At 68.1% G+C, this 3,221-nt stretch carries 4 protein-coding genes; 2 read left to right on the plus strand and 2 right to left on the minus strand.

Annotation, left to right across the window (positions count from 1 at the left end):
- Positions 1–80: 80 nt before the first annotated feature.
- A complete protein-coding gene (locus tag QK444_RS34540) occupies positions 81–995 on the minus strand; it encodes an ABC transporter substrate-binding protein (RefSeq protein ID WP_282786208.1) in 915 nt (304 codons plus the stop codon).
- Between the two features lie 142 nt (positions 996–1,137).
- Positions 1,138–2,220, minus strand: coding sequence for an isocitrate/isopropylmalate dehydrogenase family protein (locus QK444_RS34545; RefSeq protein ID WP_282786209.1), 1,083 nt, complete (start codon positions 2,218–2,220; stop codon positions 1,138–1,140).
- Between the two features lie 119 nt (positions 2,221–2,339).
- On the opposite strand from QK444_RS34545, the gene QK444_RS34550 reads away from it, so the two are divergent.
- Together QK444_RS34550 and trxA are read left to right on the plus strand one after the other, a co-directional pair.
- Positions 2,340–2,840: a 2'-5' RNA ligase family protein gene (locus QK444_RS34550; protein WP_282786210.1), complete on the plus strand. Its 501-nt coding sequence runs from the start codon at positions 2,340–2,342 to the stop codon at positions 2,838–2,840.
- Positions 2,841–2,897: 57 nt separating this feature from the next.
- Positions 2,898–3,221, plus strand: a 324-nt coding sequence (trxA, locus tag QK444_RS34555) for a thioredoxin (RefSeq protein WP_282786211.1), incomplete at its 3' end; no start/stop codon positions are given.

Consider the following 3,221-nt stretch of genomic DNA (forward strand, 5'->3'; position numbering starts at 1 on the left):
GGGGGTGTTGCGGGGGCCGCCGGGGGGGGGGGGGGGGGGGCGGACTCCGGCTTCTCGAACTTATCGGACATCGTGTGTGATCAGCCCTGTGCGCCGTTGATGACCGACTTGGCGATCACGCCCTCTTCGACACCCCAATTCTCGGCGATCTGCCGGTACTGGCCGTTGTCGATCAGGTACTGCATGGCCTGTTGCAGCACCGGGGCCAGCGGCGAGCCCTTCTTGACCGGCCAGCCGTAGGGGGCGGAGTCGAAGATCGGACCGGCGGCCTCGATCACCTTCGCGTCCCGGTTGGCTTCCTTGATGGCGTAGGCGGTGACCGGCGAATCGGCCGACATGGCGTCCACCTGGCCCTGCACCAGCGCGGTGGCGGCGGCGCTCTGCTCGTCGTAGGCCACCTTCACGATCTCCGGCTTGCCCTCGGCAATGCACTTGGCGCTGCGCTCAGGAATCTCGTCGGTGTCCTGAACGGTGGTGCGCTGCACCGCGACCCGCTTACCGCAGGCGTTCTCCGGGTCCACGTCCGAGCCCACCTGGCGAGCCCACTGGCTGCCCGCGTTGAAGTAGGTGACGAAGTCGGCGGTCTGCTCGCGCTCCTTGTTGTCGGTGAACGACGACATGCCGAGGTTGTAGGTGCCGACCTCGATGGACGGGATGATCTTCTCGAAGTCGGACTCCTGGTATTCGGCGGTCACGCCGAGCACCTGGGCGATCGCGTCCATCAGGTCCACATCGAAGCCGATGATCTCACCGGTGGCCGGGTCCTTGAACTCGTTGGGGGCGTAGGGCACATTGACGCCGACGATGAGCTTGCCCGAGTTCTTGATGTCCTCCGGCAGCTGCGCCGCGATGGCGTCCACCTTGCTGATGCCCTCGACCTTGGCGACCTCGGGGCCGCTGCTCTCGGTGTTGCTACACGCGGTCAGCACCAGGACGCCGCCGGCGAGCGCACAGGCGGCCCGCAGGGCACGCCCGCGGAAAAATCGAACAGACACAGGTCCTCCACAGTTCGGTTACGCGACATCCGGGCGTCGCCCGCCGTTCGAAACGTAGACGAGTCGGACATTCCGCGCGGATCGGTAACGGAAGATTAATCCGCGACACGCTGGCGCGTGCCCGTTACGCGCCGGACATCGCTCACCAGCGGTGCAGACGTGCCCGCACCTGCTCGGTGAATTCGGTGGTAGATGCTAACCCACCCAAATCGGATGTGGCGACTCCGGCCCGCAACGTCTCCGCAACCGCGTTGTCGATGCGATCGGCGGCGCGGTGCAGTGCGGAACGGCCGTCGCGGTTGGCCAACCAGCGCAGCATCATGGCGGCGGAACGGATGAGCGCGAGCGGATTCGCCCGGTTGTGCCCGGCCAGGGTGGGTGCCGCGCCGTGCACGGCCTGCGCCATGGCGTGGGTGTCCGAGCAGTTCAGCGAGGGTGCCATCCCGAGCGAACCACTCAGCTCGCCCGCCAGGTCCGAGAGGATGTCACCGAACAGGTTCTCGGTGACCAGCACATCGAAGGCAGCGGGCGTGCGCACCAGCAGGGCCGTGATCGCATCCACGTGCTCATCGGTCACCTCGACATTCGGATACCGTTCGGCGACCTCGTAGCACACCTCGCGGAACAGTCCCGTGGTCATGGGCAGCACATTGGCCTTGTGCACTATGGTGACCTTCTTGCGCCGAGTCTCGGCCACCTCGAAGGCGAGCCGGGCGATGCGCTCGATGGCCGTGCGGGTGAAAACACCGACCGCCAGGGCCACATCCGGGGTCGGCCGGAACTCGCCCGCTCCGGCATACATATTGCGGTCGGCGTAGAGGCCCTCGCTGTTCTCGCGCACGATGACCAGATCCATCTCGGCGGCCACCGCCCGCACCCCCGCCATCGCGCGCGCCGGGCGGATATTGCCGTACAGACCGAACCGCTTGCGCACCGCGCCCGCGGGTGGCAGCCCGGTCCGGTACTCGGCCGCATACGACGCGCTGTCGTGCGGACCCATGATCCACGCGTCCACCCCTTCGAGGCCCTTCAGCGTCGTCTCGGGCACCGGATCCCCGAACTCCGCGATGGCGGCATGCCCGATCAGCAGCGGCACCCATTCCACCGCCGGCATCCGCACCACCTCCAGCGCGTCGTCCACCACCTCGCGGGCAGCGCGCACCACTTCCGGTCCGATCCCGTCCCCCTCGATCAGGCCCAGCCGCAGATTCCCGCCGTCACTCATGCCGGTAATCCTCCCGCAACCACCGCGATTCCGCCGAACCGGCCCGAATCATCCGCGTCCGGCCCGCGCGCCCGCGCCGCCGCTCGCCCGCTGCCGGTATCCCCGCGTATCGTCCACCTGTGGTCCAGTCGGTCGAACTGATCCTCGACGAGGCGGCGGAAGCCACCGTCCGCGAACAGTGGCGCCTGCTGGCCGACGCCGGCCTGCACTCCCCCGACGCGACCCACCGCCCCCACATCACCGTCGCCGTCGCCCGCGAAATCTGGCCCCGCCTGGACACATCCCTGGCCCGCCAGCCCTTCACCCCCCTCCCCGTCCGCCTCGGCGGCCTCCTCATCTTCGGCGCCCGCCGCCCGATCCTGGTCCGCGCCGTCGTCCCCTCCCTCCCCCTGCTGGATCTACAACGCCGATTGTTCGGTGTCATCTCCCCCTGCCCGGGTATCCCCTCGAACGTGCGTCCCGACGCGTGGACCCCACATGTCACACTGGCCAGGCGTGTGACCCCGGCCCAGTTGCCGATGGCCCTGGAGGCCGTCAGCCGGGACGGGGATTTCCCGGCTACGGTTGTGGGTATACGACGGTGGGACGGTGATCGGCGGCGCGAGTGGCCGGTCGGGTAGGGAACACAACCGCATCGTCCGGTGTTGGACCGGGCGAAACCGACACGAGAGGATGCCATGGCCACCCAGACTCTTACCGAGCAGAACTTCGATGAGGTCGTGACCGGAAACGACGTGGTGCTCGTCGATTTCTGGGCCGATTGGTGCGGCCCGTGCAAGAGCTTCGCACCGACCTACGAGGCGTCGTCCGAGAAGCACCCCGATGTGGTGTTCGGCAAGGTCGACACCGAATCGGAGCAGGGGCTCGCCGCCGCGGCGCAGATCCGCTCGATTCCGACCATCATGGCCTTCCGCGAGGGCGTGCTCGTCTTCGCGCAGCCCGGCGCGCTGCCCCCGGCCGCGCTGGAGGACCTCATCGGTCAGGTCAAGGATCTCGATATG

The sequence above is a fragment of the Nocardia sp. CC201C genome, from assembly GCF_030010695.1.
GTDB classification, from domain to species: Bacteria; Actinomycetota; Actinomycetes; order Mycobacteriales; family Mycobacteriaceae; genus Nocardia; species Nocardia otitidiscaviarum.

Excerpts from the sequence above, each read along its gene's own strand:
- QK444_RS34545 (WP_282786209.1), bottom strand. The coding sequence starts at position 2,220 with ATGAGTGACGGCGGGAATCTGCGGCTGGGCCTGATCGAGGGGGACGGG.